Genomic DNA, 25683 nt, shown 5'->3' with positions numbered 1-25683 from the left:
GTGATCGCAAGTCGATCGTGTGGACTTGGCGGGGTGACTGGGAGCGGGGTGACGGGGAGCGGCGTGGACGGGGTGCTGCCGGTGGCGGTCGTCGAGGCGTACTCCATGCTGGCGCGCCGGGTTGTCGCGGGCCCGGCGCGGTTGGGGCGGACCCGGCTGGTCGCGGTCGACGGGCCGAGCGGCGCGGGCAAGAGCCGGTTCGCCGTGCACCTCGCGGACGCCCTGGCGGCGCTTCCCGGCGGTGCCCGGCCGCCGGTGGTGCACACCGACGACCTGCTCGACGGCTGGGACGACCAACTCACCTTCTGGCCCCGGCTCGATGAGTGGGTGCTGGATCCGCTGCGTGCGGGGCGGCCCGGCTCCTACCGGCGTTACAGCTGGGTGCGGCGATGCTTCCTGCCCCGCCCGGTCCCGGTGCCGGTCGCGCCGGTGCTGATCCTGGAGGGGGTCAGCGCGGCACGCGCGGTTGTCCGGCCGGAGGTGACCCTGGCCGCCTTCGTCACCGCGCCCGCCTCGTTGCGGCTGGCCCGCGCGGTCGAGCGCGACGGGCCGGAGATCCTGCCCGAGCTGCGTCGCTGGCACGACGGGGAACGTGCGCACTTCGTCGCCGACCACACGGCAACCGGGGTCGACCTGGTGGTCGACGGCGCGCCGAGGTTGCCGCACGACGCGGACCGGTACTACGTGCGCATCCGCTGAGCGGGGCATGGACGTGTGCCACCGGCTGCGGCACGATGCGAGGAGGCTGCCATCGGCCACGGCACGATCCGAGAAGGCTCAGGGCGCGGCGAACGGGGGACTCATCATGTCGGCAGCGGATTCGCCCGCGCGGCGCCGCATCACCCTCACCGGCATCAGCTCGCGGGCCTGGGAGCACCCGGCCGACCGGGGCGCCCTGGTCGCGCTGCGTGAGCTGCGGGGTTTCGACGACGTGGTGCGGGCGTTCTTCGGCATGTGGAACGAGCGCGGCTTCCGGCTCTCCGTGCTGGCCTCGGGCATCCGGGTCGACCACCGGCAGTACCCGGCGGTCTGGCAGCGCTACACCGAGGCCGCCGCGGCGCTCGACGTCGCCGAGCTGCCTGAGCTGTACGTGACGCAGTCGCCCTGGCTGGGCGCCGAGGCGGTCGGCCTGGACCGGCCGTTCATCGTGCTGAACTCCGCCTGCGTGCAGGAGCTCGACGAGGACGAGCTGCGTTGCCTGCTCGGCCACGAGCTGGGGCACGTCGGCAGCGGGCACGCCGTCTACAAGACGATGCTCATGATCCTCACCCGCTGGGCGGCAAACCTGAGCTGGTTGCCGGTCGGCGCGTTCGCGCTGCGCGCGATCATCGCGGCGATGCTGGAGTGGTGGCGCAAGGCGGAGCTCTCCGCCGACCGGGCCGGTCTGCTCGCCGGGGAGGACCCGGCGGCCGCCCTGCGGCTGCTGATGAAGCTCGCCGGTGGCGGCGACCTGTCCCAGATCGACACCACCGCCTTCCTGGAGCAGGCGGCCGAGTACGCCGGTGGCGGCGACCTGCGGGACAGCCTGCACAAGATCCGGATGACCGCGTGGAGCACGCACCCGGTGCCGGTGGCGCGCGCCGCCCAGCTGCGGCAGTGGATCGACTCCGGGGCGTACGGGCGGGTGCTGGCCGGGGACTACCCGCGCCGCGACGACGACGGCTCGACCAGCGTCTCGGAGGAGATCAAGGCGGCGGCCGAGTCGTACCGGGAGGAGTTCAGCCGGTCCACCGACCCGCTGGTCGGGCTGCTGCGTCGGCTCGGCGACGGCGCCAGCGACGTCGGTGAGTGGGTGGGCGGCACCGCGGGCCGGGCCCGTTCCTGGATGGACGCCGCCACCGAGGCCGCCGGCCGCGCGCACCGCGCGGGCCGGACCGCGCCCGGCGCGACGGCGGGTGCCGGCCCGGGAGCCGGTGACAGTACGGGCTCGGCCGGCACGCCCGGGTAAGGCCGGCATACGATGCCGGTCATGACCACACCGATCATGTCCGAGTCCCAGGTGCGGGCCGCCGTCGAGCGGGAGATGCCCGGTGTCCGGGCCGACCTGGAACGACTCGTCCGCATCCCCGGCATCGCCTTCGAGGGCTTCGACCACTCACACGTGGAGCGCTCCGCCGAGGCGGTCGCCGAACTGCTGCGCGGGTGTGGCCTGGACGTCGACATCGTGCGTTCCGGCGGGCAGCCCGCGGTGATCGGCCGCCGTGCCGCCCCGGCCGGTGCGCCCACCGTGCTGCTCTACGCCCACCACGACGTGCAGCCGGTCGGCGACCGGTCGCTGTGGGAGTCCGACCCGTTCGAACCGGTCGAGCGGGACGGCCGGCTCTACGGTCGCGGCGCGGCCGACGACAAGGCCGGTATCATGGCGCACATCGCGGCGCTGCGCGCGTACGGTGACGCGCTGCCGGTCGGCGTGGTCCTCTTCATCGAGGGCGAGGAGGAGTACGGCTCCGACTCGCTGGAGCGGTTGCTGGACGAGCACCGCGACGAGATCGCCTCGGACGTCATCGTGATCGCCGACTCCGGCAACTGGGACATCGGCGTACCGGCGCTGACCACCTCGCTGCGCGGCATCGTCAACTGCTTCGTCGAGGTCCGCACGCTGGACCACGCGGTGCACAGCGGCATGTTCGGCGGTGCCGTCCCGGACGCGCTCACCGCGCTGGTCCGGCTGCTGGCCACCCTGCACGACGACGCCGGTGACGTGGCGGTGGACGGGCTCATCGGCCGCGAGGGCGCCACCGTCGACTACCCGGAGGACCGGATCCGGGGCGAGGCCGGGCTGGCCGAGGGCGTGCAGTTCATCGGCAGCGGCCGGATCACCGACCGGCTCTGGACCAAGCCCGCGCTGGCGGTGCTCGGCATCGACGCGCCGTCCACCGGCGAGGCGCCGAACGCCCTGGTCCCGTCTGCGAAGGCGAAGCTGAGCATCCGCCTCGCCCCGGGCGACGACCCCAAGCGGGCGTACGCGGCGGTGCGCGCGCACCTGGAGAAGCACGCGCCGTGGGGCGCGCAGGTGACGGTCTCCTTCGAGCACGACGGCGACCCCTGCGTGATCGACGCGTCCGGGCCGATGTTCGACGCCGCCCGCTCGGCGTTCCGGGAGGCCTGGGACGGCACCGATCCGGTGGACATCGGCGTCGGCGGGTCGATCCCGTTCATCGCCACCTTCCAGGAGATGTTCCCCAAGGCGGCGATCCTGGTCACCGGTGTGGAGGACCCGCACGCCCGCGCGCACGGCCCGAACGAGAGCCTGCACCTCGGGGAGTTCGCCCGGGTCTGCCTGGCCGAGGCGCTGCTGTTGGGCAAGGTGGCCGCGGCGGGCACGAACGGGAGTTAGGTGTCGGAACCGTAACTTCCGGTCTGATCTGGGAGTTTGCGGTGTGTCGGGCGCGGGGCTGTTATAGCCTTTCGAACATGAGTACGAACGAGGTGATGGCCCGGTTGGGGGCCGCTGTCAGCGCGCTGGGGGACGTCGACGTCTCCGCGTGGTCCGAGGACACGCTCAAAGAACAGCTCGGTGAGCTCTCCACCGCCCTGGTCGCCCTCGACTCGGTGCTCTCCCGGGTCGCCGGCGAGGTCCGCGCCCGGGGGCTGCGCATCGAGGAACCCGTCTCCGCCTGATCCGCCGTCCACGTGGGCGGCGGCACCCTGCCGACACCGCCCGGGCATGGCAATGCCCGGGCGGTGTCGGGGGCGACTGGCAGGATGAGGCTCGTGCGGTTCCTCGACCTGGCAGCCACGTCCGCCGCCGTCGGCGCCACCAGCGGCCGGCGCGCCAAGGTGGAGTTGCTCGCCGACGCGCTGCGCCGTCTCGACCCGGCCGAGGTGGAGCCCGGCGCCGGCTATCTCGCCGGTGAGCTGCGTCAGCGGCAGACCGGCGTGGGTTATGCGAGCCTGCGTGACCTGCCGCCGCCGGCCGCCGAGCCGACGTTGACCGTGGCCGCCGTCGACGCGGCCATCGAGCAGATCGCCGCGGTGCACGGCGCGGGCTCGCAGGCACGACGCCGTGCGCTGCTCGGGGCCCTCTACGCGGCGGCGACGGCCGAGGAGCAGCGGCTGCTCACCAACCTGTTCAGCGGTGAGCTGCGGCAGGGCGCCCAGGCCGGGCTGCTCGCCGACGCGGTGGCCCGGGCGGCCGAGGTGCCGGTGGCGGTGGTCCGTCGAGCCCTGCTGCTCGCCGGTGACCTGCGCGCGGTGGCGGTGGCCGCCATGGCCGGAGGCGCCGCCGAGCTGGCCGGGTTCGGCCTGCGGGTCGGCCGTCCGCTGGCGCCGATGCTCGCCCAGAGCGCCCCCTCGGTCGATGAGGCGCTGGCCGCGACCGGCGCGCCGGCGGTGGTCGACGTGAAGCTCGACGGCATCCGCATCCAGGTGCACCGCTCCGGCGCCGACATCGCCGTCTTCACCCGCAGCCTCGACGAGATCACCACCCGGGTGCCCGAGGTGGTCGCTGCGGTCCGCGCCCTGCCCGGCCGGGAGTTGGTGCTCGACGGCGAGGCGATCGGCCTGGACGAGACCGGCCGCCCCCTGCCGTTCCAGCAGACGTCCAGCCGGGCCGCCCGGCGCACCACACCCAGCACCACGGGGCGCACACCGGTCGCCCCGGCGGTGCTCGCGGCCGCCGCCAGCGCCGGCGAGACCGTGCTGACGCCGTACTTCTTCGACCTGCTGCACCTCGACGGCCAGGATCTGATCGACCTGCCCGGCCGGGAGCGGTGGGCGGCGCTCGCCGGCGCGGTGGACGCGTCGCTGCTGGTCGGGCGGCTGGAGGTTGACAACCCGGAGCAGGCGGGTGCGGCGTTCGCCGCCGCCATCGACGCCGGCCAGGAGGGCGTGGTGGTCAAGGCGCCGGACGCGCCCTACGACGCCGGTCGGCGCGGCGCGGCCTGGGTCAAGGTCAAACCCCGGCACACCCTCGACCTGGTGGTGCTCGCCGTCGAGTGGGGCAGCGGCCGGCGGCAGGGTTGGTTGTCCAACCTGCACCTCGGCGCGCGGGACCCGCGCACCGGCGACTTCGTGATGCTCGGCAAGACGTTCAAGGGGCTCACCGACGAGCTGCTGCGCTGGCAGACCGAGCGCTTCCTCGACCTCGCGGTGGAGCGCGGCGACTGGGTGGTCCGGGTCCGCCCCGAGCAGGTGGTGGAGATCGCCTTCGACGGGGTGCAGACGAGTTCGCGCTATCCGGGCGGGATGGCGCTGCGGTTCGCCCGCGTGGTGCGGTATCGCGACGACAAGTCCGCCGCCGAGGCGGACACCATCGACGCGGTCCGCGCCATCCACGCCGGCCGTCCCACCGGCTGACCGGCCGCACCGGCCGAGGTCAGGCGGTCAGGCGGACGCGCTCGGCGTCGGCTCGGCGGCCCGGTCCAACGGGGCTGACGTGGTGCCGATGCCGGCGGCCCGGCGGGCCTCCCGGCGGGCCACCCAGCCGTAGCCGAACAGGGCCATCACGGCGAAGAGCCACCACTGCACGACGTAGCCGAAGTTCTGCCAGTTGTTGGTGTGCCCGACCGGCACCGCCTTGAACACCGGGTCGGCCGCCGGAGTCTGCTCGTCCAGCAGCAGGTAGGCGCCGTACACCGGGTAGGGCAGTTCGCGGGCCAGCCGGGACACCCCGACCCGTCGGGTCTCCAGCCGTCCGTCGCGGCGGTTCACCGCGCCGGCGCCGCTCTCGGTCTCGTGCACCCGGCCGACCACCTTCACGTCACCGGTCGGCGCGGCGGGCACCGTCGGCTGGGCCATCGCCCCACCCGGCGCCGGCGGGACCCAACCCCGGTCCACCAGCAGCGCCGTGCCGTCGGCGAGCACCAGCGGGGTGAGCACCTCGAAGCCGACCCGGCTGTCCACCGTCCGGCCACGGACCAGGACGGTGTTCGTCGGGTCGTACCGGCCGCTGACGGTGACCCGGGTCCACACCTTGTCCTCGGCGGGGGCCGGGCCGACCGTTCCCGGGCCGCCGGCGGGAGCGCGCAGCGCCTCGGCCAGCGGAGCCGGGGCCATCCGCAGGCCGGCGTCGATCCGCTCGTTGACCTCGGTGCGCCCCCGGTAGCGGTCCAGCTGCCAGTTGCCGAGCAGGACCATGACCGCGGCGGCGACCAGGGTCAGGGCGAGAGCGCCCAGCCAGCGTGGGCTCAGCAGGAACCGGTACACGGCAACGAGGCTACCCGTATGACCGACGCCACTGACCTGGACCGGGCCGCGACGGCCCAACCGGCCCCGATCGGCGGTGCTCGCGTGTCGGGCGGGGCGGGTATCGTCACGCGGACGGATCGGTCCAACCGGTCCGCCGTCGCGTACCCGCCGCCCCCGCGAGGAGTCGATGATGACCGTCGTGCCGCGCCTGGTGCTCAGCGCGCCGTCCTCCGGGCACGGCAAGAACGCGCTGGCTATCGGGCTGCTCGCCGCCCTCGCCGAGCGGGGTGTCGACGTCGCCGGGTTCAAGCTCGGCCCGGATCACGTCGACGCCGCCTACCTCGGTCTCGCCTCCGGTCGGCCGGGCCGGTCGATCGATCCCCGGCTGGTCGGCGTCGACCGGCTCGCTCCGCTGGTCGCGCACGGCGCCGAGGGCGCGGGGCTCGCCGTGGTGCAGGGCAGCATGGGCCTGTACGACTCGGTCGGCGGCCGCCCGGAACAGGAGTCCACCGCCGCCGCGGCCGCCGCGCTGCGCAGCCCCGTGGTGCTCGTGGTCGACGTGGCCGCGATGGGTCAGTCGGTGGCCGCCCTGGTGCACGGTTTCCGCTCGTACGACGAGCAGCTCTGGCTCGGCGGGGTGATCCTCAACCGGGTGGCGTCCTCGCGGCACGAGGGGATGCTGCGCGAGGCGCTGGATGACGTGAACGTGCCGGTCTACGGCGCGTTGCGCCGGCAGGACCTGCCGGCGGTGCTGCCGTCGCGCCGGCACGGCGTGGTTCCGGTGGTCGGCGGGTCCGCCGACGCCGCCCGCGCGGTCCGCCGGCTGGGCGAGGCCGTCGCCGCCACGGTCGACCTGGAACGGCTGCTCGGGCTGGCCCGCTCCGCTCCGCCGCTGCCCGCCTCGGCGTGGTCGCCGGAGGAGGCGCTCGGTCCGGTGACGGTCCCGGCGGACCGCCCGCTGGTGGCGCTCGCCGGCGGGCCGGGCAGCAGCTTCAGCCATCCGGAGACCGCCGAGCTGCTGCGGGCCGCCGGCGCCGAGGTGGTCACGCTCGATCCGCTGCGCGACGAGGCGCTGCCGGCCGGCACCCGTGCGCTGGTCGTCGGCGGCGCGCTGCCCGAGGCGTACGCCGAGCAGCTGTCCGCCAACCGGCGGCTCTGCATCGCCGTGGCCGAGCTGGCGCGCACCGGGCGTCCGGTGGTCGCCGAGGGCACCGGCCTGCTCTGGCTGGCCCGGGAGCTGGACGGCCTGCCGATGTGCGGGGTGTTGGACGCGGTCGGCGTCAGCCGGGACGGCCTGGTGGTGGGCTACCGCGAGGCCACCGCCCAGACCGACAGCGTGGTCGCCGCGAGCGGCACGGTGCTGGTCGGGCACAAGGAGCACCGGGCGGTGCTCACCCCGCGATCCGGTCAACGCCCGGCGTGGAGCTGGGACGGCGGCACGCCGGAGGGCTTCGTCTGGCGCAACGTGCACGCCTCGCAGCTCACCCTGCACTGGGCCGGCCACCCGGCGACCGCCGCCCGGCTGGTCGCGGCGGCGGCAGCCGACCCGGCGGCCGAGGCGGTGCCCGTGGAACCCGGCGGGGTGCCGGCGTGATCGGTCAGGTGGCGGTGCGCCGCTTCCCGGCGCTGACCGTCTCCACCCCGCGCACCGAGGTGCGGCGGCACACCGCGGCCGACGCGGCGGCGGTCGGGGAGATCTTCGCCGACAAGCTGACCCGGCGCTGGCTGCCGCTGGCCGACGACTCCGGCCCGATCGACGGGCACGCATGGTGCACCGACCTGGCACGGCAGCGGCGCGACAGCGGCGACGGGGACCACTGGGCGGTGCTCCGCCGGGAGGACGGCCAGGTGGTGGGCTCGCTGTGGACCCGGCGCACCGACTGGGGCGCCCGGGCCACCGAGATCTCCTACGCGATGGCGCCGCACGCGCGCGGGTTCGGCCTGGCGGCCGAGGCCGTGGACGCGGTGGCCATCGCGCTGATCCTGGAGCACGGCTTCCAGCGGGTCGAGCTGCGCGTGGCCCCCGGCAACCTGGCCTCCCGCCGCGTCGCCGAGAAGGCCGGCTTCAGTTACGAGGGCCTGCTACGCAACGCCGGGTTCGTCCGCGGCGGCCGGGTGGACCTCGAACTCTGGTCGTTCGTCGCCGCCGACCTGCGCTGACCCGTGCCGGTCACCCGACGATGGCGTCCGAGGGCGCGGTGAACTGGCGGGTCGGTTGGCCCTTCAGTCCGTCGCGCAGGGTCTCCGCGACCGCCGCGATCGGGATCTGGGACTGCCCGTCGCCCACCGCGTTGAACGGGTTGTCCGGGTCGGAGATGAAGCTCGCCGCGGCCAACTCCGGGGTGTAGCCGACGAACCAGGCGGACCGGGTGCTGTCGGTGGTACCGGTCTTGCCGGCCACGGGGCGCCCGACCGTACCCCGGACGCTGTCGGCGGTGGACCAGCCGCCGCAGCCCCCGCGTGCCGGGGTGTCCCCGGTCGGGCAGCGGGCGGCGTCGGTGGCCGCCCGGGCGGCGTCCGCGCTGACCACCTGCCGGCAGCGCGGCTTGGCGACCTCGCGGTGGATGCCGCTGGCGGTGGCGTACGTGGTCGGCGTGCCGTCCCGGTTCATGATCGCCTGCACCGGGATCGCCTCGCAGTACCGGCCGTCGGCGGCGATGGCGGCGTACGCGTTCGCCATCTCCAGCGGGGTGGCGTCGGAGACACCCAGGGTGAACGCACCCCATTTGTTCGCCTTGGTAGGGGAGGCGTGGTCCCGGTCCACGTCGGTCCGCCAGCGAAGCCCGAGCTGCTCGGCGAGGCGGACCCCCTTCTCCGCCCCGATCTTCTCCTCCAGCTGCACGAAGAACGTGTTCACCGACTTGCCGAACCCGGACCACATGGTCTGCCGGCCGGTCATGGCGCCGCTGGCGTTGGATGGGGCCCAGCCGTCGTAGACCCGCGACTGGTAGCGGTACGGAGAGTTGATCTCGGTGGACAGCGGCATCCCGTCGTTGAGCGCGGCCAGCATCGGGAACATCTTGAACGTCGATCCCGCCTGGTAGCCCGGCAGGTCACCGCCGCCGAGCAGGGGTGCCACCGTGTTCGGATAGTTCGCCTTCACTTTCGGCCCGGCCTCCGGGTTGGAGCTCAGCGGATTCTCGCTCAGGTCCAGCGAGTACGCCCGGTTCACCGCCATCGCCTTGACCCGTCCGGTGCCGGGCTCGGAGACGACGATGCCGTTGGCGAACGGGCTGCCGGTGCTCTCCTTGCTGCCGACGTTCTTCTCCGCCGCCTCCTGGATCTTCGGGTCGATGCTGAGCACGATCCGGTAGCCGCCTCGGCGCAGCTTGTCCATCCGTTCCAGCCGGTTCGCCCCGAACGCGGGCTGCGCGCTCCACCAGTTCTTCAGGTAGTCGCAGGCGAAGCCCCAACTGTTGTACTTCTCCGACACCGCGGCGCAGTCGTTCGGCGGGCTGGTCAGCTTCAGCCGGATCGGTTCGGTCTTCGCGGCGGCGGCCGAGTCGGGGGAGAGGTAGCCGAGTTGGCTCATCCGGTCCAGGACGTAGTTGCGCCGCCCGGTGGCCTCCTTCTGGTCGGAGTCGGCCGGGTCGTACTCCGACGGCGACTTGACCAGCCCGGCGAGGGTGGCCGCCTCGACGGGGGTGAGGTCCTTCGGGGTCTTGGAGAAGAAGATCTCGCTGGCCGCGTAGATGCCGTACGCCCGGTGCCCGAAGTACGCCGAGTTCAGGTAGCGCTCCAGGATCTGCTCCTTGCTCATCTCCTTCTCCAGGTCCAGCGCCATCCGCATCTCCTTGACCTTGCGCAGGCTGGTCTGCTGGGTGGCCTCCTGGACCTCCTTGGGGGTGGTCGCGCTGTCCCGCAGGGCCATCCGGACGTACTGCATGGTCAGAGTGGAGGCGCCCTGGGAGACGCCGCTGGAGCGGGTGTTGGCCACGAAGGCCCGGGCCACGCCCTTCGGGTCGACGCCGTGGTGCTGGTAGAAGCGGGAGTCCTCGGCGGCGACGATCGCCTGCTGGATGTTCGGCGACATGTCCGACAGCTTGGTGTACTGCCGGTACTCCTCGTAGAACATGGTCAGCACGGTCTTGCCGTCCGGGGCGTAGAGGTACGAGGTCTCGGCGGGCAGGGCGGTGGTCAGCAGCCTGGTCTTCTGCTCCACGGCGTGCGCGGTGGCCTTCGCGCCGAGCCCGGTGAGGGCGACCAGCGGGTACGCGGCGGCGGCGATCACGATGCCGGCGATCAGCCCGGCGCGGAGGAGAGGGACGAGTCGACCAGCGGCAGCAAGGGGTCGGTTGCTCACGTGGCCAAGTTATGACATTTCCGATTCGTACATGAGAAGAACTCATAAACCGGCGGGTGGTGACGCGGCTTACGCGGAGATCAGCTGTTCCATCGGCGACCTTCCCGGCAGGATCGCGGACATGCGTGATCAGCCGAGCGGAGTGGCACCGGTCGCCGGGACCGGACCGGCCGCAGTTCCCGAGCCGGACCTGGGACACCACGGCGACGTGGAGGTCGGTGCCGGCCTGGTCGACCTCGCCGTCAACGTCCGCCAGGCACCGCTGCCGGACTGGCTGGCCGACCCGATCACCGCCACCCTCAGCGACCTGGGCCGATATCCGGACCCGGCACCGGCCCGAGCCGCGGTCGCCGCCCGGCACCGGCGTCACCCGGACGAGGTACTGCTCACCGCCGGCGCCGCCGAGGGGTTCGTGCTGATCGCCCAGGCGCTGCGCGGTGTCCGCCGGCCGGTCGTGGTGCACCCCCAGTTCACCGAGCCGGAGGCGGCGCTGCGAGCCGCCGGGCACCCGGTGGAGCGGGTGCTGCTGGACGCCGCCGACGACTTCCGGCTCGACCCGGACCGGGTGCCCGCCGACGCCGACCTGGTGATGATCGGCAACCCGACGAACCCGACCTCGGTGCTGCACCCGGCGCGCACCCTGGCCGCGCTGGCCCGACCGGGTCGGATCCTGGTGGTCGACGAGGCGTTCGCCGACACCACCGCCGTACCCGGGCGACCCGGCGAACCGGAGTCGCTGGCCGAGCGGCGCGACCTGCCCGGGCTGCTCGTGCTGCGCAGCCTCACCAAGACCTGGGGCCTGGCCGGCCTGCGCATCGGCTACCTGCTCGGCGCACCGGAGCTGCTGTCCCGGCTGGCCGCCGTCCAGCCGCTCTGGGCGGTCTCCACACCGGCGCTGGCCGCCGCGTCGGCCTGCGCCACCCCCGTCGCGGTCCAGGCCGAACGCGCGATCGCCGCCGACCTCGCCGCCGACCGCGACCACCTGACCGCCCGCCTGGCCGACCTGCCCGGTGTACGCGTCGTCGGCCGCCCGGCCAGCGCGTTCGTGCTGCTGCACCTGCCCGGAGCGACCCGCGTCCGGGCGACTTTGCGCGAGCGTGGCTGGGCGGTACGCCGGGGTGACACGTTCCCTGGGCTCGGCCCGGACTGGCTGCGGGTGGCGGTGCGCGACCGATCCACCACCGATGCGTTCATCGAGGTGCTGCGCGAGACCATGGAGGCATGATGCTGGAGACCACGATCGCGGCGATCCAACCGCCGGACGAGTCGGCGATGGCCGACGCCCGTGCGCTGCACGGCCGGCTCACCAAGCCGGCCGGCTCCCTGGGCGCGCTGGAGGAGCTGTCAGTACGCCTCGCCGGCCTGGCCGGTGCCTGCCCGCCGCCCCTGCCCGAGCCGGCCGCGGTGGCGATCTTCGCGGGGGACCACGGGGTGCACGCCCAGGGGGTGACTCCGTGGCCGCAGGAGGTCACCGGGCAGATGATCGGCAACTTCCTGGCCGGCGGTGCGGTGGTCAACGCTTTCGCCCGGCAGGCGGGCGCCTCGGTCACCGTGGTCGACGTCGGCGTGGCCACGCCGCTGCCCGCTCAGCCGGCCGCTGAGGCATCCGGCCCGGTCGTCCTCGACCCGTCCACGCCCCGGCTGGTCGCCGCGTGCGTTCGCCGGGGCACCCGGGATCTCGCGGTGACCGCCGCGCTCACCCGGGACGAGGCGAGGGCGGCGGTGCAGACCGGCATCCGGATCGCCGACGAGTTGATCGACGCTGGGGCGGCCATCCTGCTCACCGGCGACATGGGCATCGGCAACACCACGCCGGCCGCTGCGCTGATCGCCGCCTTCACCGGCGCCGACCCGCTCGACGCCACCGGCCGAGGAACCGGGGTCGACGACCCGACGTACGCCCGCAAGGTGGCCGTGGTGCGGGCCGCGCTGGCCCGGCACGCGCCCGACCCGGCCGACCCGCTGGGTGTGCTGGCCGCCGTCGGCGGCCTGGAGCACGCCGCCCTGGCCGGGCTGATCCTGGGCGCCGCGGCGCGCCGCACACCGGTGCTGCTGGACGGGGTGATCGCGGTCTCCGCCGCCCTCGCCGCCGCCGCGTTCGCCCCGGACGCGGTCAGCGCCATGGTCGCCGGCCACCGCTCGGCCGAGCCGGGCGCGACGGTGGCGCTGCGCCACCTCGGCCTCGACCCGCTGATCGACCTGGGGCTGCGCCTCGGGGAGGGCACCGGAGCGCTGCTGGCGCTGCCGGTGGTCACCGGCGCGGTTCGGGTGCTGCACGAGGTGGCCACCTTCGACTCGGCGGGCGTGGCGGAGAAGTGAGCAGACCCGGCGAGCGGACGATCCGGCTCGGCGGTGCGGTGCCCGGCATCGCCGCCCGGCGGGGCGAGGAGGCGGCGTGAGCACCAACCCGTACCCCCTCGGCCTGCGGCTCGACGGGCGGCGGGTGGTCGTGGTGGGCGGTGGCGCCGTCGCCACCCGACGTGTCCCGGCGCTGCTGGACGCCGGCGGGGACGTCCTGCTGGTGGCACCGGAGCTGACCCCGGCGCTGCGCGCCCGGGCGGACGCAAACCGGCTGCGCTGGGTGCCCCGCCGGTTCGAGCCGGCTGACCTGGACGGGGCGTGGCTGGTCCAGGTGGCCATCGACGACCCGGTCGCGGCTGCCTCGGTGAGCGCCGTCGCCGCCGAGCGCCGGATCTTCTGCGTCCGGGCCGACGACCGCCTGGCGGCCACCGCCTGGACCCCGGCGGTGACCCGGCACGGCCCGGTCACCGTGGCGGTGCTCGGCGGCGGCGACCCGCGCCGCGCGATGACCGTCCGGGACGCCATCCGCGACCTCCTGAGCGCAAGGAAGGGCCCCCTGCTAACACCTGCGGTAGTGGAAGGGTCCCTTCCTGACGCGGGCGGGCGGGTGGCGCTAGTCGGGGCGGGTCCGGGCGACCCCGAGCTGATCACCGTGAAGGGTTGGCGGCTGCTGACCGAGGCGGACGTGGTGGTCGCCGACCGGTTGGTGCCCGGGCTGCTCCTGGACGAGCTACGCGCCGACGTCGAGCTGGTGGATGCCTCGAAGATCCCCTACGGACCGTCCCGGGCCCAGGAGGAGATCAACCGGATCCTGGTGGACCGTGCCCGGTCCGGCGCCCTGGTGGTCCGGCTCAAGGGCGGTGACCCGTACGTCTTCGGCCGGGGCGGCGAGGAGCTGTTGGCGTGCGCGGCGGCCGGCGTACCGGTGACCGTGGTCCCCGGAGTGACCAGCTCGATAGCCGCCCCCGCCGCCGCCAATATCCCGGTCACCCACCGGGCGGTGGCGCACGAGTTCACCGTGGTCTCCGGGCACGTCGCGCCCGACTCACCGGCCTCGCTGGTGCGCTGGGAGGCGCTCGCCGGGTTGCGAGGCACCCTGGTGATCCTCATGGGGTTGAAGAACCTCGCCGCCATCACGGCCACTCTGATCGCACACGGCCGGTCGCCGCAGACGCCAGCCGCCATCGTCCAGGAGGCCACGACAGGCGCCCAGCGGGTGCTGCGGTCGACGCTCGGCGCGGTGGCCGGCGACCTGCTCACCGCCGACCTGCGCCCGCCCGCGGTCGTCGTGGTGGGCGACGTGGTGCACGCGCTGGACACCTGACGTCAGCCGGCCTCGATGCGGGGCTCCGGCGGGCGGTGCTCCCGGCGTGCGGTGCCTCGGTGGGCGGTGCTTTGGCCGTGCGGTGCTTTGGCCGTGCGATGCCGCGGCGCGCGGTGCACGGTGCCTCGCCGTGCGGTGGCGGGAACGAGCGGCGCGGCACCGGCGGCGGACCCTCCTGCCCTCCTTTGCTCTGCTTCAACCGGCGCAACACCCAGAGGCCATCTCTGTTGCGTTGGTTGAAGCAGAGCAAAGGGCTTGCGAGTAGTCCCCGCTCCTCGGTCGGCGGCGCCGGTCGTCGGTCGCCAGCGCCGACCCCGGGCCCGCCGGCAACGCTCCTCGGCCGGAGGCACCGACTCCGGGCCGGCGGCACCGACCCCCGGCAGGCGCCACCCCCCGGTCGCTGCCCCTGGACAGACGGCGGGCCGGAGCGGTGAAGCTCCGGCCCGCCGTTGAACTGGCGATCGGCTACTGCTTGAGCATGTTGTCCAGCAGCAGGGCGCAGCGGATCAGACCGAGGTGGCTGTACGCCTGCGGGTGGTTGCCCAGCCCGCGCTCGGCGAGCGGGTCGTACTGCTCGGGGAGCAGCCCGGTCGGGCCGGCGGTGAGCACCATCTGCGCGAACAGCTCCTCGGCGTCGGTGCGGCGGCCGGTGCGCAGGTACGCCTCGATCAGCCACGCCGTGCAGATGTGGAAGCCGCCCTCGCGGCCCGGCAGGCCGTCGTCCCAGTGGTAGCGGTAGACGACCGGGCCGCTGCGCAGGTCCGCCTCGATCCGGAGCACCGTGGACAGGAAGCGCGGGTCGTCGCCTGGAAGCAGGCCGGACAGCCCGATCCAGAGCGACGAGGCGTCCATGTCCTCGTCGCCGTACGCGACGCTGTACGCCTCGACCTCCTCGTGCCAGCCGTGCTCCAGCACGTTGGCGGCGATCCGGTCGCGGAGTTCCTTCCAGTCGGGCCGGTCCTCGCCGCCGTGCTGGCGCATCACGTGCAGCGCCCGGTCGACGGTCATCCAGCACATCACCTTGGAGAAGACGTGGTGCCGGGGTGGGAGCCGGGCCTCCCAGATGCCGTGGTCGGGCTCGTGCCAGCGGCGGCGGACCGCCTCGACCATGTTCTCCAGCACCCGCCACTCGTCCTCGCGGACCGAGCCGCGGGCATCGGCGACGGCCGCGATCAGGTCGGAGATCGGGCCGAAGACGTCCAGCTGGAGCTGGTGGTTGGCGAGGTTGCCGACCCGGACCGGTCGGGAGCCGGCATACCCGGGCAGGGTGTCGATGACCGCCTCGGCGCCCAGCTCGTAGCCGTCGATGGTGTAGAGCGGGTGCAACCGCTCCGGGTGGCCGCCGGTGCGTTCGATGCAGCCGTCCACCCAGCGCAGCAGCCCCTCGGCCTCCTCGATGGAACCCAGGTCGACCAACGCGCGGGCGGTCAGCGCCGCGTCGCGGAGCCAGCAGTAGCGGTAGTCCCAGTTGCGGACGCCGCCCAGCTCCTCGGGGAGCGAGGTGGTCGCCGCGGCGAGGATCGAACCGGTCGCCTCGTGGCACAGCCCGCGCAGGGTGAGCGCGCTGCGGGCGACCAGGTCGCGGGCGGTGGACGGCAGCCGCAGCGAGGCGACCCAGTCCTTCCACGGCTGCTCGGCCGCGGCCTGCCGGTCGTGGATCGGCACCCGGTGGTGCTCCAGGCTGTGCGTGGCGAAGCGCAGCTCCAGCACGACCTGCCCGCCGGCGGCGGAGAGGTCGACGACCGCCTTGGCGGTCTCGTAGCCGCCGTCATTGTTGACCTGCCACTCCACCCCCGGGGAGTAGAGCGCGATCGGCTCGTTGGAGCCGAGCACCAGCAGGCCGTCGCCGAGCGGCTGCAACTGGACGGCGACCTGACCGAACTCGGGGCGCGGCGCGAACTCCACCCGAACCCGGCCGCTGCCGGTGAGCACCCGGATCAGGGTCGAGTCGCCGGTGATCACCGCGGGGCCGTCCGGGGTGGTCTCCCGGGCCGGCTTGTCCAGCCAGTCGGTGACGGTGAGCCCGGACCACCGGGTCTCCACGGTCATCGTGCCGGAGCGGTAGCGCTGGCCCAGCGGGATGCCGCCGCGTTCCGGGACGATGCTGAAGTGGCCGGCCGGGCTGCCACCGACCAGGTCGGCGAAGATCGCCGCCGAGTCCGGCTTGGGGTGACACAGCCAGCTGACCTTGGCATCGGGGGTGAGCAGCGCGACGGTGCGGCCGTTGGCCAGCATGGAGTGCCGCTCGATCGGCACCGCCCGCTCGCCGAACAGCCAGTGCCGGCGGGTCTCCAGCAGCAGCCCGAGCGCGCGGGCCGCTTCGAGCGGCTCGGCCACCCGGTAGCCGGCCTGGGTGTCCCCGGGACCGATCTTGATGCCGAGGTCCGGGCCGTGCAGGTTGCCGAACGCGTTCTCGTCGGTCACGTCGTCACCGATGAAGAGCACGGCGCTGGCCGCGAGCTGGGTCCGCAGCTGGTCGATCGCGGTGCCCTTGTGGGTGGCCACCACGGAGAGCTCGATGACCTCCTTGCCCTGGGTGACCGTGACGCCGTCGAAGGTGGCCGGCCCGTTGCGTACCGCCTCGATGGCAGCGGCGGCGACCTGCGGAGCGACCCCCCGGGTGTGCACGGCGACGCTGGCCGGCTTGCGCTCCAGGCGGATGCCGGGATGCTCGGCGGCGATCTCGCGTAGCGCGTTCCGCACCCGGGTGCGCACGGCGACCAGCTCGGGGGAGAGCCGCTCGACGAAGCCGATGTCGAACTCGGAGCCGTGGCTGCCGACGAGGTGCACCTCGCTGGGCAGCCGGGAGAGCGCGGCCAGGTCGCGCAGCGCCCGGCCGGAGATCACCGCCACGGTGGTCTGCGGCAGCGCGGCGAGCGCGCGGATCGCGGCCACCGACTCGGGCAGCGGTACGGCCGTGCTCGGGTCCTCCACGATCGGCGCCAGTGTGCCGTCGTAGTCGCAGGCGATCAGGAGCTGGGGGACCCGGGCGATCCGGCCGATGGCGGAGCGCAGCTCGGGGTCCATCACCCCGGTGGCGGTCGCCGCTCCGTCGTTGACGGACGTGTTCACGCGGCCTCCGCCTCGGAAACTCCAAGCTCGGAGAGGAAAGACTTGGCCCAGTGCCCCACGTCGTGGGTACGCAGGTGACGTTGCATTGTCCGCATCCGGCGGCGTGCCTCGGTTTTCTCCACGTGCACGGCCCGGAGCAGGGCGTCCTTGACCGCGTCCGGGTCGTGCGGGTTACACAAAAAGGCCTGGCGCAGCTCGGTGGCGGCGCCGGCGAACTCACTGAGCACGAGCGCGCCACCCTGGTCGGCGCGCGATGCGACGTACTCCTTGGCCACCAGATTCATTCCGTCTCGCAGCGGGGTCACCATCATGACGTCGGCAGCGACGTACATCGCGGCCAGTTCACTGCGACTGTACGACTGATGCAGGTAGTGCACCGCCGGCACGCCGACCCTGCCGAATTCACCATTAATCCGACCGACTTCGCGCTCCACCTTGACCCGAAGCGCCTGGTAGTGCTCGACGCGTTCCCGGCTCGGCGTGGCCACCTGCACCATAACCGCGTCCGGGACTGTCAACTTTCCGTCAGCCAGCAGCTCGCGAAAAGCCTTCAGCCGCAGCTCGATGCCCTTGGTGTAATCCAGCCGGTCCACGCCCAGGATTATCGTCTTCGGGTCGCCCAGCTCGGCCCGAATCTGCTTGGCACGGGCCTGCACCGCCGGGTCGGCGGCCATCCGTTCCATCTCCTGGGTGTCGATCGAGATGGGGAAGGCGCCCGCCTTCACCTGCCGGCCGTCGACCTGGATCATCTGCCCCTCGTAGCGGAGCCCGAGCAGGTGCCGGGCCAGCCGGACGAAGTTCTGCGCGGCCAGCCGCTGCTGGAAGCCGACCAGGTCGGCGCCGAGCAGGCCGCGAAGGATCTCGGTGCGGAACGGCATCTGCATGAACAGCTCGATCGGCGGGAACGGGATGTGCAGGAAGAAGCCGATCCGCAGGTCCGGCCGCAGCTCCCGGAGCATCGCCGGGACCAGCTGGAGCTGGTAGTCCTGCACCCAGACCGTCGCGCCCTCGGCCGCGACGTCCGCCGCGGCCTCCGCGAACCGGGCGTTGACCAGGCGGTACGCCTCCCGCCAGCGGCGCTTGTAGGCCGGCGTCTCCACCGCGTCGTGATAGAGCGGCCAGATCGTCGCGTTGGACTGGCCCTCGTAGTAGCGCTCCAACTCTTCGGCGCTCAACGGGACCGGATGCAGCCGGATGCCCTCCAGGTCGAACGGCTCGGGGGCGGCGCCGGTGCCGCCGGCCCAGCCGACCCAGGTGCCCTGGTGCTCGGCGAGCACGGGATGCAGCGCGGTGACGAGCCCGCCGGGGCTGCGTCGCCACTGCCGTCCCTCGGGTGTGCTCACCTCGTCGACCGGCAGGCGGTTCGCCACTACGACAAAGGAGCTACGGACGGTCACGATCGGCCACCTCCGGGTGCTGACGGGTCCACCGCGATGAGCGTACTGAGCGTAGCTGCGGCGTCTGTTGCCCCGTGCCGGAGTTCCGTACCCGCTCAGCGTGGGCTGAATCGGAATCGTGATCTTGTTGACAGGGTGGCTCGGTGAGCGGCACGACGTACTCCTGGGGCGGGGTGATGTGGGCGAAGCGGGCCGTACCTGTCAGGATTGACGATGGCGTGCGCGTGGCCGGCTCCCGGCCGGTGGCGGCGGGCGGAGGTCGCAGCCCGCGCCGCGCCGCCGATCATGCGACAGCAACCGACGGAGGTAGCCCGCACCGTGGCCCAGTACATCTACGTCCTGGAAAAGGCGCGCAAGGCGCACGGCGACAAGGTCGTGCTCGACAACGTGACGTTGAGCTTCCTGCCGGGGGCCAAGATCGGTGTGCTCGGCCCGAACGGCGCCGGTAAGTCCAGCCTCCTCAAGATCATGGCAGGGTTGGACAAGCCGAGCAACGGCGAGGCCCGGCTGATGCCCGGCTACACCGTCGGAATGCTCGCCCAGGAGCCTCCGCTCAACGACGCCAAGACCGTGCTCGGCAACGTCGAGGAGGCGGTCGCCGAGACCAAGGCCAAGCTGGAGCGGTTCAACAAGATCGCCGAGCAGATGGCGACCGACTACTCCGACGAGCTGATGGAGAAGATGGGCAAGCTCCAGGAGGAGCTGGACCACCTCGACGCCTGGGACGTCGACTCCAAGCTCGAACTGGCCATGGACGCCCTGCGCTGCCCGCCGCCGGACGCCGACGTGACCCAGCTCTCCGGTGGTGAGCGCCGCCGCGTCGCGCTCTGCAAGCTGCTGCTGGAGGCGCCCGACCTGCTGCTGCTCGACGAGCCCACGAACCACCTGGACGCGGAGAGCGTCTCCTGGCTGGAGCAGCACCTGGCCAAGTACGCCGGCACCGTCATGGCGATCACGCACGACCGGTACTTCCTCGACAACGTGGCCAACTGGATCCTGGAGCTGGACCGCGGCCGCACCTACCCGTACGAGGGCAACTACTCCACGTACCTGGAGAAGAAGGCCGCCCGGCTGGCCGTCGAGGGTCGCCGCGACGCCAAGATGAAGAAGCGCCTCACCGAGGAGCTGGAGTGGGTCCGCTCCAACGCCAAGGCCCGGCAGACCAAATCCAAGGCACGCCTGGACCGGTACGACGAGATGGCCACCGAGGCGGAGAAGACCCGGAAGCTGGACTTCGAGGAGATCCAGATCCCGCCGGGCCCGCGCCTGGGCAGCACGGTCATCGAGGCGCAGAGTCTCAGCAAGGGCTTCGGCGATCGGCTGCTGATCGACAACCTGTCGTTCTCGCTGCCCCGCAACGGCATCGTCGGCATCATCGGCCCGAACGGTGTCGGCAAGACCACGCTGTTCAAGACCATCGTCGGGTTGGAGGAGCCGACCGGCGGCGACGTCCGGGTCGGTCCCACCGTCTCGCTGTCGTACGTCGACCAGAACCGGCAGGGCCTCGACGGCGACAAGACCGTCTGGGAGGTCGTCTCCGACGGGCTGGACTACCTGATGGTCGGCAAGGTCGAGATGCCGTCGCGGGCGTACATCGCCGCGTTCGGCTTCAAGGGACCGGACCAGCAGAAGCCGACCAAGGTGCTCTCCGGTGGCGAGCGTAACCGGCTCAACCTGGCGCTGACGCTCAAGATCGGCGGCAACGTCATCCTGCTCGACGAGCCGACGAACGACCTGGACGTGGAGACGCTCTCCAGCCTGGAGAACGCGCTGCTGGAGTTCCCCGGCTGCGCCGTGGTCATCTCCCACGACCGGATGTTCCTGGACCGGGTCGCCACGCACATCCTGGCCTGGGAGGGCGACGACCAGAACCCGGCGAAGTGGTTCTGGTTCGAGGGCAACTTCGAGGCGTACGAGAAGAACAAGATCGACCGCCTCGGCGCGGAGGCCGCCCGGCCGCACCGGGTGACCTACCGCAAGCTGACCCGCGACTGATCGGCCGACAAGGTGTCTGACCGGTTCGTCTACCACTGCACACTGCGCTGGTCCGACCTGGACGCGTACGGCCACGTCAACAACTCGCGCTTCCTCACCCTGTACGAGGAGGCGCGGGTGGCGTTGATGTTCGCCGGCGGCCGGGCCTGGGGGGTCGGCTCGTTCGCCGACGGGGTGGTGATCCGCCGGCACGAGGTCGACTACCTGCGCCCGGTCGACTACGCGCTGGGTCGGGCCACCGCGGAGGCCGCACCCACCGTCCGGATCGAGCTGTGGGTGGAGGAGATCCGGGCCTCCCGGTTCACCGTCGCCTACGAGCTGTACGACGGCGAGGTGCTGGCCAGCCGGGCCCGCTCGGTGCTGGTGCCGTTCGACCTGACCCGCCAGGTGCCCCGGCGGATCAGCGCCGAGGAGCGCGAGTTCCTGCTCACCTACGCCCCGCAGGGCGGCGCTGCGTGACCCGGCCGGACACGGCTGGGCCGGACCGGGCGGCGCCGCCCGGGCACGGCCTCACCGGGGTGGCCGACGCGGGTGCCTTCCTGGCCCGGCTGGTCCGGCTGGATCCGGTGGCGCCGGTCCGGCTGCGGCCGGCCGGTGCCGCCGCCCGGGTCGCCCTTTGGGCCCGGCTGCCGTGGCAGGTGCTGGTGGTCCGGACGGTGGACGGCGGCCCGGCCGACGGCGCGTCCACGGACGTCACCGTGGCGGCTCCGGAGCTGCTGGCGGAGCTGGAGCGTGGGGGCGCGGCCCTGCCGGCCCGCCGGGACGCGCAGTGGCGGTGGCCGTTGCCGCCGGCCCGCAGCCAACCGGTGGAGGCGCTGCCCGCCGCCGAGCTGTGGCGGATCGCGGGCGCGGCGGCCGGCACCCTGCGCGCCGCGAGTGAGCACGGCGTGGCCGGTCGCGCGGTGGGCCAACGCGCGCTGCGTGACGCGCTGCTCGACCACGTGGCCGTGCTGGTCACTCCGGACGACCCGCCCGGTCCGCCGGTGGAGGTGCCGCAGCGACTGGTGCAGGGGCTGACGCGGATGGGCTTCCTGGGCACGGCTGACCGCCCGGCGGGCGCCCCCGCGGGTGCCGCCGTCCAGGTGCGGGTGGCCGGCCGTTGGGTCGGCCTGGTGGGACCATACGGAGCGGCCTGGTTGCAGAAGGCCACGGATCTCGCCGTCACACCCCTGGCGACTCGTCCGAACGGATGACCCCTGGTCATTCTTCTGGGCTGGGGCGGTCGTTGGGGGGGTGCTTCAACTCGGCTGTCCGGGTACCGTCCATCCTCGGATCCAACGCACCGTAGGCGGCTGGATCCGCTGGGGAGTGAGGTGCGCGAGCGATGCCGTGGTGGTCATGGCGCCCGGGTCCCGCTGAGGGCGGCGATCCGGAAGCCCGAAGGGGGATCACAGTCGAGAGCGCGGTCCGGGTCGGGCCGCCCAGCCCTCGGCAGCCGGGGGACGACTGTCCGGGAAACGAGCGGCCCGTGCTGACCGAGATGCCGGCCACCGTCGAGGCGGTGAGCCTGCGTCGCGTGTGTGACGCACTCGATCTGCTCGACGTGCGATATCTGGCCGACGGTGACGGCAACCTGCTGGCCATGTGGGAGCGGCACGCCGTGCTGGTCACCCTCGAGGGGCCGGAGGACGAGATTCTGGTGATGCGGGCCCGTCCGCACGCCACGGTGCCGCCGGACTGGGCCGACCGGGCCTACCGGGTGGTCAACGAGTGGAACCACACCCGTCGGTTCTGCAAGGCGTACATCGGTGACCCGACCGAGCGCGGGCAGCTGCCGATCTACGCCGAGCTGCAGGTGCCGCTCGCTGCCGGCACCCACGACGCGCTGCTGGTCGAGATGCTCGACTGCGGCGCCGCGGTGGCCACCAGCTTCGTGGACTGGCTGCACGACGAGGGCGCGCTGCTCTGAGGCTGCCGCCGGGCGGGCGCCGTGACGGGCCCGTCAGGCGCCGTCGGCCGCTTCGTCCACGGCGTTGACCATGAAGTGCGCGGCCCGCTCCAGGTAGTCCCAGAGCGCGCCGGCGATCTCCGGCTCCAGGTCGAGCCGGTCCACGGCGCGGCGCATGTGCCGCAGCCAGGCGTCCCGCTCGGCCAGGCCGATGCGGAACGGCGCGTGCCGCATCCGCAGCCGCGGGTGCCCCCGCTGGGCGGAGTACGTGTTCGGGCCGCCCCAGTACTGCATCAGGAACAGGGTCATCCGGTCCGCCGCCGGGCCCAGGTCCTCCTCCGGGTACATGGGCCGGAGCAGGGGATCGGTGGCGACGCCGGCGTAGAACTCGGCCACCAGCTTGCGGAAGGTCGGCTCGCCGCCGACCGCCTCGAAGAGGGTTGTCGATGCACCGGGTCGGTCGGATTCGCCTGCGGGGTTCACCGTTCCATCCTGCCAGGTGTGGCCCGCGCCAGTCCGACCCGGACGCCGTGCGTCGGGTCACGCCGCCCGCTCCCGTCGGCGCCGGCAGGGACCGGCTCAGGTGACCGCGTGCCGGCGGCGGCCGTCGCCGGTCCGCGGCTCGGGGGCCGCCGCCCCCGTGCCGCCGGCGCTCGGGCTGTCCGGGCCATGTGACTCGGCGTTGGCCGCGGTCGCCGCCGCGATCGTCCCGTCCACGGTCTGCTTGTCCGGCCACCGCAGCGCGGCCACCATCATCAGCAGCACCCCGGCGGCGCTCCACACACCGACCACCAGCGGAATGTCGAACCGGTCGGCGAGCAGCCCGGTGACCAGCACCGCCACACCCTGGATGACCTGCACGCCGGTGGCCATGACGCCGAATGCGCGGGCCCGGAAGATGGCGGGCAGCGCCTGGACGAACAGCCCGTTCGCCATCGGCAGCATGCCGGCGACCGCGAACCCGCAGAGGGCCGCGAGCAGAGCCACCACCAGCGGCGGTGGGTCGAACAGCGCCGGCACGAGGACCAGTGGGGCGAACACGGCCAGCGGCCGCATCAGGGCCAGCCGCCGGGCCGGGCCGAACAGTCGGCTCACCAGCAGCCCGCCGAGGATGAAACCGACCGGGTTGGCCACCATGATCACCGCCTGCGCCACGCCCGCGTCCAGGTCGCCGCCGGTGTCCTGGTTGGCCCAGGCCGCGGCCAGCCCCTCCGGAACGATCGAGAAGAGCATCGCGCTGAAGACCAGCACCGCGATGGCCCGCAGCACCGGTGTGCCGAACACGATCTGGAACCCCTGGGCGGTCTCGCGGAGCAGGTGGCTGCGGTGCGCGGTGGTCATCAGTGGGGCCCGGTCGCGGACGCCCAGCCGGACGATCAGCGCCGAGACGGCGAAGGTCACCGCGTTGATCAGCAGCGCGAGGGCCGGGTCGATCGCGGCGACGGCGGCGCCGACGAGGTAGCCGACGACCTGGGCGGCCTGCCCGATGCTGCTGTTCAGCGACAACCCGACGACCAGCCGGTCCCCGGCGAGGATCTGCGGTATCAGGGCGGACTTCGCCGCCTGGCTGGGCGGGTTGGCCAGCGTGGCGGCGAAGATCAGCAGCAGCACGGCCGGGACGGGCAGGTTCGGGATGGCGATGAGCAGCATCAGCGCCATCCGGATCACGTCACACGCCACCATCACCCGCCGGTACGGGTGCCGCTCGGCCAGCGCGGCGAGCAGAGGCCCACCGAGCAGCCAGGGCAGGTAGCTGACCGCGAAGGCGGCGGCGGAGAGCGCGACGGATTTGGTCTGCTGGTAGACGAGCAGGGTGACGGCGGCCTTGGCGACGTAGTCACCCACCCAGGAGAGGGCGCCGGCCGTGAAGACGGCCCGGAACTCGCGTTGGTCGAACACCTCGCGGAAAGTGGCCGGGCCTTCCACGGAAGGTCGCTCGTCGGGCACCGTCGCCTCCATCGGCCCCCGGAGAGACCGCTCGTGGCAGCCCGGCCGGGAACACTCGTCAGATCTACGGATCAGCGAGGATGTGATCACGCTCCGGCGGGAACGCGTGCTCCGGATTCTGCCCGATCGTCTGACAACTAGCTAGCGCGAACGGATCGTTCGTCGCATCCCCGACTGAACGAACGGACGATACCTGAGGGGCCGGGTGGCCCGCGACCCCTGGATTCGCGGACAGTGCCCGCCGGGTCAGGTCGCACCGCCCTGACCAGTCTCGCCGTCGGCCAACGGCCGGTTCGGTAGACCGGGATAAATGCGCGAGGAGGCGATTTGTGCGGTGATCCCCGAGTTCTCCAGCGCCTCCGCCAGCCGCTGGCGCAGCTCCCGGCCCACCGCGAACTGCCCGTCGGCGGTCGTCTTCACCACCGTCCGGATCACCGCGCCGTCCACCGTCATCTGTTCGACGCCCAGCACCTCCGGCGCCTCCACGATCTCCGGCGACAGCTCCGGGTCCACCGCCACCGAGGCGGCCGCGGTCCGCAACACGGCGGTCGCCTCCTCGGTGCCGCTGAAACCGATCGGGAGGTCCACCACCACCAGGGCCCACCCCTGGCTCTTGTTGCCCACCCGGACGATCTCGCCGTTGCGGATGTACCAGAGCACGCCGCGACCGTCGCGCACCGTGGTGACCCGCAGCCCGACCGACTCGACCACACCGGTCGCCTCGCCCAGGTCGACGGTGTCACCCACGCCGTACTGGTCTTCGATCAGCATGAACAACCCGGCGATCAGATCCTTGACCAGGCTCTGCGCGCCGAAGCCCAGCGCGACGCCGGCGATCCCGGCGCTGGCCAGCAGCGGAGCCAGGTCAAAGCTGAACTCGCGCAGGATCATCAGCAGCGCGATGCCGAAGACGAACGCGGTGGTCAGGCTGCGCAGCACCGAGCCGATCGCCTCGGCCCGCTGCCGACGCCGCTCCGGCACGAACTCGGTCGGGTTGACCGCGGCGGTGGGCACCCGTTCGCGCAGCGGCCGCAGCATCGTCGGCACCGCGCCGTCGGTGGTGGTCCGAACCAACCGGTTGATCGTCCGGTGCAGCGCCCAGCGGGCGACCATCGCCAGCGCCACGATCAGCAGCACCCGGAGCGGCTTGAGCAGGATCCAGTAGCTGCCCTCGGCGAACCACGCCGAGTGGGTCATTCGGTACAGGAACTCGCAGGAGGAACTGCCCTGACAGCTCACCGACGGGGCGGTGGACAGGGCAAGGGGCGTCACGCTGGCGGCACTCACCCTGTCTTCGTACCGCAACGGGTCGGCGCGACCATCGGCG

At 73.1% G+C, this 25683-nt stretch carries 21 protein-coding genes; 14 read left to right on the top strand and 7 right to left on the bottom strand.

The window, feature by feature from the left end:
- The first annotated feature begins 75 nt into the window (after positions 1-75).
- The 5 genes from ACWD5O_RS09195 to ACWD5O_RS09175 all read left to right on the top strand — a co-directional run bounded on the left by ACWD5O_RS09195 (position 76) and on the right by ACWD5O_RS09175 (position 5298).
- Positions 76-699, top strand: coding sequence for a uridine kinase family protein (locus ACWD5O_RS09195; RefSeq protein WP_450085057.1), 624 nt, complete (start codon positions 76-78; stop codon positions 697-699).
- A 106-nt stretch (positions 700-805) separates the two neighbouring features.
- Positions 806-1948, top strand: a complete 1143-nt coding sequence (locus ACWD5O_RS09190) for a M48 family metallopeptidase (RefSeq protein WP_450084985.1) — start codon at positions 806-808, stop codon at positions 1946-1948.
- A 36-nt stretch (positions 1949-1984) separates the two neighbouring features.
- Complete coding sequence (locus ACWD5O_RS09185; RefSeq protein WP_387326231.1) at positions 1985-3337, top strand: dipeptidase; 1353 nt, start codon at positions 1985-1987, stop codon at positions 3335-3337.
- Between the two features lie 77 nt (positions 3338-3414).
- A complete protein-coding gene (locus ACWD5O_RS09180) occupies positions 3415-3621 on the top strand; it encodes a hypothetical protein (protein WP_354963955.1) in 207 nt (68 codons plus the stop codon).
- An 84-nt stretch (positions 3622-3705) separates the two neighbouring features.
- Positions 3706-5298, top strand: a complete 1593-nt coding sequence (locus ACWD5O_RS09175) for an ATP-dependent DNA ligase (protein WP_387326170.1) — start codon at positions 3706-3708, stop codon at positions 5296-5298.
- A gap of 27 nt (positions 5299-5325) precedes the next feature.
- Here ACWD5O_RS09175 and ACWD5O_RS09170 read toward each other — a convergent pair whose 3' ends face one another.
- Positions 5326-6147 (bottom strand): SURF1 family cytochrome oxidase biogenesis protein, encoded by an 822-nt coding sequence (locus tag ACWD5O_RS09170; protein WP_354963957.1) that lies wholly within the window; start codon positions 6145-6147, stop codon positions 5326-5328.
- A 172-nt stretch (positions 6148-6319) separates the two neighbouring features.
- On the opposite strand from ACWD5O_RS09170, the gene ACWD5O_RS09165 reads away from it, so the two are divergent.
- Together ACWD5O_RS09165 and ACWD5O_RS09160 are read left to right on the top strand one after the other, a co-directional pair.
- On the top strand, positions 6320-7723 hold the full coding sequence (locus ACWD5O_RS09165) for a cobyrinate a,c-diamide synthase (RefSeq protein ID WP_354963958.1): 1404 nt from the start codon (positions 6320-6322) through the stop codon (positions 7721-7723).
- Positions 7720-8289: a GNAT family N-acetyltransferase gene (locus ACWD5O_RS09160; protein ID WP_089019337.1), complete on the top strand. Its 570-nt coding sequence runs from the start codon at positions 7720-7722 to the stop codon at positions 8287-8289. The genes ACWD5O_RS09165 and ACWD5O_RS09160 overlap by 4 nt, the downstream gene beginning before the upstream one ends.
- A 10-nt stretch (positions 8290-8299) precedes the next feature.
- Here the strand turns inward: ACWD5O_RS09160 and ACWD5O_RS09155 are convergent, their stop codons facing one another.
- Complete coding sequence (locus ACWD5O_RS09155; protein WP_354963959.1) at positions 8300-10432, bottom strand: transglycosylase domain-containing protein; 2133 nt, start codon at positions 10430-10432, stop codon at positions 8300-8302.
- 121 nt (positions 10433-10553) lie between these two features.
- Here ACWD5O_RS09155 and cobC point away from each other — a divergent pair, with 121 nt between their 5' ends.
- From cobC to cobA, 3 genes are all read left to right on the top strand, one after another.
- A complete protein-coding gene (gene cobC / locus ACWD5O_RS09150; RefSeq protein ID WP_354963960.1) occupies positions 10554-11657 on the top strand; it encodes an Rv2231c family pyridoxal phosphate-dependent protein CobC in 1104 nt (367 codons plus the stop codon).
- Positions 11657-12751 (top strand): nicotinate-nucleotide--dimethylbenzimidazole phosphoribosyltransferase, encoded by a 1095-nt coding sequence (gene cobT, locus ACWD5O_RS09145; protein ID WP_354963961.1) that lies wholly within the window; start codon positions 11657-11659, stop codon positions 12749-12751. The genes cobC and cobT overlap by 1 nt, the downstream gene beginning before the upstream one ends.
- Before the next feature lie 76 nt (positions 12752-12827).
- Positions 12828-14057 carry a uroporphyrinogen-III C-methyltransferase gene (gene cobA / locus ACWD5O_RS09140; protein WP_354963962.1) on the top strand — a complete coding sequence of 410 codons (1230 nt, stop codon included), beginning with the start codon at positions 12828-12830 and terminating at the stop codon, positions 14055-14057.
- Between the two features lie 465 nt (positions 14058-14522).
- Here cobA and otsB read toward each other — a convergent pair whose 3' ends face one another.
- On the bottom strand, positions 14523-17084 hold the full coding sequence (gene otsB, locus ACWD5O_RS09135; protein ID WP_354964022.1) for a trehalose-phosphatase: 2562 nt from the start codon (positions 17082-17084) through the stop codon (positions 14523-14525).
- Positions 17085-17125: 41 nt separating this feature from the next.
- Positions 17126-18526: an alpha,alpha-trehalose-phosphate synthase (UDP-forming) gene (locus tag ACWD5O_RS09130; RefSeq protein WP_074313851.1), complete on the bottom strand. Its 1401-nt coding sequence runs from the start codon at positions 18524-18526 to the stop codon at positions 17126-17128.
- Positions 18527-18844: 318 nt separating this feature from the next.
- On the opposite strand from ACWD5O_RS09130, the gene ettA reads away from it, so the two are divergent.
- The 4 genes from ettA (at position 18845) to ACWD5O_RS09110 (ending at position 22430) form a co-directional block, all read left to right on the top strand.
- On the top strand, positions 18845-20521 hold the full coding sequence (ettA, locus tag ACWD5O_RS09125; RefSeq protein WP_354964023.1) for an energy-dependent translational throttle protein EttA: 1677 nt from the start codon (positions 18845-18847) through the stop codon (positions 20519-20521).
- 12 nt (positions 20522-20533) lie between these two features.
- The gene (locus ACWD5O_RS09120; protein WP_354963963.1) at positions 20534-20980 is read left to right on the top strand and encodes an acyl-CoA thioesterase; all 447 of its coding nucleotides are present in this window, start codon (positions 20534-20536) and stop codon (positions 20978-20980) included.
- On the top strand, positions 20977-21714 hold the full coding sequence (locus ACWD5O_RS09115; RefSeq protein ID WP_450084984.1) for a hypothetical protein: 738 nt from the start codon (positions 20977-20979) through the stop codon (positions 21712-21714). Before ACWD5O_RS09120 ends, ACWD5O_RS09115 begins: the two co-directional genes overlap by 4 nt.
- 131 nt (positions 21715-21845) lie before the next feature.
- Positions 21846-22430 carry a type III secretion system chaperone family protein gene (locus tag ACWD5O_RS09110; protein ID WP_354963965.1) on the top strand — a complete coding sequence of 195 codons (585 nt, stop codon included), beginning with the start codon at positions 21846-21848 and terminating at the stop codon, positions 22428-22430.
- 33 nt (positions 22431-22463) lie between these two features.
- Here the strand turns inward: ACWD5O_RS09110 and ACWD5O_RS09105 are convergent, their stop codons facing one another.
- The 3 genes from ACWD5O_RS09105 to ACWD5O_RS09095 form a co-directional block, all read right to left on the bottom strand.
- A complete protein-coding gene (locus tag ACWD5O_RS09105; RefSeq protein WP_354963966.1) occupies positions 22464-22892 on the bottom strand; it encodes a globin in 429 nt (142 codons plus the stop codon).
- A 96-nt stretch (positions 22893-22988) separates the two neighbouring features.
- Positions 22989-24368: an MFS transporter gene (locus ACWD5O_RS09100; RefSeq protein ID WP_354963967.1), complete on the bottom strand. Its 1380-nt coding sequence runs from the start codon at positions 24366-24368 to the stop codon at positions 22989-22991.
- Between the two features lie 234 nt (positions 24369-24602).
- A complete protein-coding gene (locus ACWD5O_RS09095; protein ID WP_450084983.1) occupies positions 24603-25661 on the bottom strand; it encodes a mechanosensitive ion channel family protein in 1059 nt (352 codons plus the stop codon).
- Positions 25662-25683: the final 22 nt, after the last annotated feature.

The sequence above is a fragment of the Micromonospora sp. NPDC005161 genome (genome assembly GCF_053599855.1).
Note: the sequence above shows the minus strand (reverse complement) of the source record. Positions and strands in the feature narration are given on the sequence as shown.

Bases quoted from the DNA above. Each gene is read 5' to 3' on its own strand.
- otsB (WP_354964022.1), bottom strand. From the start codon at position 17,084: ATGGACCCCGAGCTGCGCTCCGCCATCGGCCGGATCGCCCGGGTCCCC.
- ACWD5O_RS09190 (WP_450084985.1), top strand. From the start codon at position 806: ATGTCGGCAGCGGATTCGCCCGCGCGGCGCCGCATCACCCTCACCGGC.
- ACWD5O_RS09165 (WP_354963958.1), top strand. From the start codon at position 6,320: ATGACCGTCGTGCCGCGCCTGGTGCTCAGCGCGCCGTCCTCCGGGCAC.
- ACWD5O_RS09100 (WP_354963967.1), bottom strand. From the start codon at position 24,368: ATGGAGGCGACGGTGCCCGACGAGCGACCTTCCGTGGAAGGCCCGGCC.
- ACWD5O_RS09180 (WP_354963955.1), top strand. From the start codon at position 3,415: ATGAGTACGAACGAGGTGATGGCCCGGTTGGGGGCCGCTGTCAGCGCG.
- cobT (WP_354963961.1), top strand. From the start codon at position 11,657: ATGCTGGAGACCACGATCGCGGCGATCCAACCGCCGGACGAGTCGGCG.
- ACWD5O_RS09185 (WP_387326231.1), top strand. From the start codon at position 1,985: ATGTCCGAGTCCCAGGTGCGGGCCGCCGTCGAGCGGGAGATGCCCGGT.
- ACWD5O_RS09175 (WP_387326170.1), top strand. From the start codon at position 3,706: ATGAGGCTCGTGCGGTTCCTCGACCTGGCAGCCACGTCCGCCGCCGTC.
- cobC (WP_354963960.1), top strand. From the start codon at position 10,554: ATGCGTGATCAGCCGAGCGGAGTGGCACCGGTCGCCGGGACCGGACCG.
- ACWD5O_RS09110 (WP_354963965.1), top strand. From the start codon at position 21,846: ATGCCGTGGTGGTCATGGCGCCCGGGTCCCGCTGAGGGCGGCGATCCG.